The following is a 4,089-nucleotide window of genomic DNA, read 5'->3' as shown; positions in this document are numbered from 1 at the left end:
ATTACGTGACCAAGCCATTTAGCCCGCGTGAGCTCAATGCCCGCATCAAAGCGGTATTGCGCCGCCGCGCGCCGCAAATGACAGACGACCCGATTGAAGTCGCAGGCCTGCGATTAGACCCCACAACGCACCGCGTAACAGGCAACCAAAAGACCATTGATTTAGGCCCAACCGAATTCAGACTATTGCATTTCTTTATGACCAATGCCGAGCGCGTGCATACCCGCAGCCAATTGTTAGATAAAGTTTGGGGTGACCGCGTATTTGTAGAAGATCGCACAGTTGATGTACACATTCGTCGCTTACGGAATGCACTGGCCATTTCAGGACATGAAGATTTAATTCAAACAGTGCGAGGTTCAGGCTATCGTTTATCAGCAAAAAACGATTAAGCCAAACGCACTGCATCAGAATAACAACCTTCTGCCCGATTCAAACACTCGAACACATGCCCTGCAGACCAATATCCATGCGGTTCCCAGAGCATCATTAAAAGCTCCATTCAAAGCCAGTCAGCCGTGTGTTTTTTGTAGGAGCGAGCTTCATCGCAAAAACTTTTAACCATTCGCGGCTACTAGCCGCTCCTACATAAAAATAAAGCTTCTCTTGGCTTAGAGGGGGAAAGCCAAGAGAAGTGGGTGCCTATTGTGGCAGGTTGTACAAGGCGCCTGAAGGCCAACCGATATTGCCACGCACCCAAAACTATTTATTCCACCACCTGAGGTGACCCTTGATAACGATGCAGTGACGGTGGCAGTGGTTGATACGGTTTTTCCACTTCACTGGGTTCTGTCACGGTTGAGGAATCAGAAGCCACTTTGTTTTTCTTACCATCAAACTGCCAATTCAAGCTAAACCAGATACCTCGCGGTGCGCTGGGCGCAATAAAATTGGTGCTTAACCAATCGCCGGAGTTGTGGTTATAACCACTTACCCCAATCGCACCATTAATAGAGGGCGAAAAAACATTACGTCCTAAACGCCCCGCGCTAAAGTACTCTTTATCAAACAAGTTATTAACCTGCATGGTCGCCGTCCATTCTTGGTTAAACTTGTAACTGGTCTGGAAGTTAAACGTAGCGTAGCCCGGCACTTTGCCAGGATTAGTGGTGGGTTGCCGTGGCAATGTTACAACGTTGCCGTTTGCCTCAATAATCTGCCTGAATTGTGTTACCCCTTTTTTGTGCTGATTGTTTTCATTGCCACGTACGAAGCTTTCGCTGTGTACCACTGCGCTTAAGCCTATTTGCCATTTGGGGGTGATTTCATAACTCACGTTAGCATTGAGGTTATGCAATGGCACACCTGGCATGCGATTTCCTTGCTTAACCTCTATTACACCATCGGCAAAATTAGGAATAAACTTAGCACTACTATTATCGGCACTGAACATTCGGAAATTGTCTTCAAAAGTAGCATCAGTTAAACCATAATTTAAACTAGCACCCCATTTGTCTTTTTTACCGGAAAGACCAGCTTCTAGACCACGCCGCCGAGTTTTACCAATCGTGTCAAAAAAACCTCCGCCACCAGTGACTGATACAAAATAAATATCATCTTTTAAATCGGTTTGGTAAGCGCCTAAATTCCACTCCAAATTATCCACACCAAGCAGACCCGCAAAGCTGCCACGCATGCCGATGTCGTAAGTGGTTGCTCGAATTTGTGGCAAATATGGGTCGCCTGATAGCGTGCTGGGAAGAGTACACTCTCGGTTCTCAACAACGCTTTTAGGGATTAAATAAGTACCTCCTTGACCATCTGAGACTGTTAGCCCTGAACTTTTATCAAGCGCACAGCCCAACTCAATCACACTGGGAGTACGTGTACCTTTTGCCCAGTTAGCAAAAATATTTAGGTTTTCTTTAGCCTGCCACGTAAACCCTAATGAGGGATTAAATGAGTAATAACTAAACTTCTCTGTTTCGGGTTTATCTAAAACATCGGACAAATCAGGTATTTTGTAACTGGTAGATACTCCAGCACAATTTCCGTTGGGACAGAGCGCATATTTATCTGGAAGCGAAAGTATGTCAGCTATATCAAATGTATTCAGCCCATAACGGGTGGCCACTTTGTTTTTTGTTTGCGTTTCGTTATAGCGACCAGAAGCATTGAAATGCCATGTGTCAACAGGACTCCATGTCTCGCTAAAATATAAGCTTTGGGTGGTATTGGTACCGCTAAATTCATTATTGCTAATGTCGATATCTGCCCCTGTAAATTGCGGATGTATTAAATCGGGTGCTAAAAATGCATTACTGTTAGCATCTAGCAAGCCTAAGCGCTGAGTATTGCTATATTTGGCACTAGCCGCATCTATTGAGGCGCCTACCATGAATTTATGTTTTTCAAAGTTCCAATTAAACTGGATAGAGGCGCCATCAGTGATCTGATCTATCTGATTATCGGTAAAAATCGCGGTTGGCGTACCTTCTACAATCCCTGGCTGTCCACCGTAGAACCCATCAACATAGACAAGCCTCCCAGTGGCAGGATCTAAATATGAATAAGCGTTCTGGCTAGTATTACCAGCCATATCAAGCACTTGTGTTGCATGACATAAATCATTGTTTTTTGCGGCAATGGGCATAATAAAGTTCTTTTTAACCACGCCCCCTTCAACGGTGTAGTAAAAGTTATCAAGTGCAGAAAGCACCACGTTGATTTGGCTATCGGGAATACCAAAGGCACCAAATATATGTTGCCCCTGATTTGTATTGAAACTTAGTTCGCCTAAGGAATATGCGGTGACAGGCCCGGAGTTAGGCACTTGATTCGCTGGGGTTTGTTTATAAAATGCTGTCAGCTGATTTGAGGTTAAATTAAAGTCCGCTTGCAAAGATGCCAGTACTTCTGCAGGTAGTTCCTTATTTTTAACCAAGTTTGTAAAAACTGGCAATGCGCCAGGATTTGGGGCGAGAGGGTCAGTTAAAAAACTATTGGGATCCGTAATACCACTTTGCACAAATGGGTCGTCAAATAGTGCAGCAAATGGGTCTGCGGGATTGTCCACAGAAAGCACGTAATAGTCTGGTATGCCATAACTATTCGTACTATCTAACAAACAGGTATATTGCTCGCCATCTGCAAGCGCTCGACGAGCTAAAACACCTTCTTCTTGATTAGCCAATCCAGTAAACACATCGGCACCAATTTGGTGGCGTTTACTATCTCTGCGATACACTTGCCCAGTGATGGTAAAGTTATCATTCACAAAATAACTGCTTGATAATTGGAACTGCTGTAGCTTGTTTTTGGTGGTGTCAGGTGAACTGTAAACGCTATCCCTTTGTTGTTCATACATTTGACTAGGCAACAAGCCATTACCTACCAAGTCAGTTTGTACCAGTAATGTGCTTAGGCTCAGGTCTAGCTTATCACCCCGGTAACTGCCTTTACCAAAGAATTGATTTACCTTACTAGGCGAGTTTTTACGCCAGCCATCTTCTAAAAAGAAGTTGCCCGCACCAAATAAAGCAAACGTACCATTGTTGATGCCACCTTCTACTTGCAGTTGTTTACGTCCGTAAGAGCCTGCCAGCACTTCTGCGTCAACGCCTTCATTACTAAAACCATCTTTAGTTTTAAGGGTAAATGCACCACCTAGCGTATTTAACCCGAATATCGGGTTAGAGCCTGGGAATACATCCACCCCTGCAATGGCGTTCATGGGAATCATGTCCCAGTTCACCACATCACCAAACGGTTCATTGACACGAATGCCATCGAAGAACACAGACAAACCCTGTGGTGTGCCAATCTGTGGCCCTGCGGTAAAGCCACGGTAAGTGACATCCATTTGAAATGGGTTGCCTTGATAGTCGTTAACATTCACCGATTGCAGCTTTTTATTCATTAAGTCAGTCAGGCTTAATGAGTGGGATTCTTTAATTTCTTTGGCAGTAATGCTTTGTACATTGCCAGGGATTTCTTCTTTGGTGAGGCCTAAGCCAGGCAATGGGCCAATTTCGTGAAAGCGCTTGGCGCGTACTTGGATTCTATCGAGTTTAAACTCTTTTGGCTTTTCACCTAGGCTTGGGATGTTTTCTTTCACAGGTGCTGGTGGTGTGGCTTTATCTAAATAAT

The 4,089-nt window shown here is 44.5% G+C and carries 2 protein-coding genes; one reads left to right on the top strand and one right to left on the bottom strand.

Features of this window, described 5'->3' with window-relative positions; all coding sequences use genetic code 11:
- Positions 1–392: winged helix-turn-helix domain-containing protein (locus tag HOO90_RS11895; protein WP_292843346.1), on the top strand; the 392-nt coding region annotated here is incomplete at its 5' end.
- Between the two features lie 314 nt (positions 393–706).
- Here HOO90_RS11895 and HOO90_RS11890 read toward each other — a convergent pair.
- A partial coding sequence (locus tag HOO90_RS11890) for a TonB-dependent receptor (RefSeq protein WP_292843344.1) occupies positions 707–4,089 on the bottom strand: 3,383 nt, incomplete at its 5' end.

Source organism: Methylotenera sp. (assembly GCF_013141425.1).
GTDB lineage: Bacteria > Pseudomonadota > Gammaproteobacteria > Burkholderiales > Methylophilaceae > Methylotenera.
The sequence above is the reverse complement of the archived record's forward strand: the minus strand, read 5'-3'. Positions and strand labels throughout refer to the sequence as shown.